We start from the raw sequence: 490 nt of genomic DNA, 5'->3' as shown, positions 1-490 counted from the left end.
TGGATGTACACTGACAAGAACTGTTACGATTACTCAGTCAAGTGCTGTTTCAGGAACGACTGTGGTAACAAATATTGCATGTAACGGAGCTTCTAACGGTTCTATTAACTTAACTCCGGCTGGAGGTTCTGCACCATATACTTATAACTGGGGAGGTGGAATCACGACAGAAGACAGAACAGGATTGGCTGCCGGAACGTACACGGTAATTATCACCGATGCGAACGGATGTACTACTACAGTAAACGCTACAGTAACTCAACCTGCAACAGCAGTTTCAGGAACGACTGTAGTGACGAATGTAGCATGTAATGGAGCTTCTAACGGTTCTATCAATTTAACTCCGGCAGGAGGAACTGCACCATACACTTATAACTGGGGAGGTGGAATCACGACAGAGGACAGAACAGGATTGGCTGCCGGAACGTACACGGTAATTATTACCGATGCTAACGGATGTACTGCTACGGTAAATGCAACCGTAACGCAG

The 490-nt window shown here is 45.9% G+C and carries 1 protein-coding gene; it reads left to right on the top strand.

Annotated elements, in window-relative coordinates:
- The coding region (locus AC2A07_RS19740; RefSeq protein WP_484051807.1) for a SprB repeat-containing protein at positions 1-490 on the top strand (490 nt) is incomplete at both ends.

This window comes from Chryseobacterium sp. HNCC26DJ238 (assembly GCF_057180465.1).
Note: the sequence above shows the minus strand (reverse complement) of the source record. Positions and strands in the feature narration are given on the sequence as shown.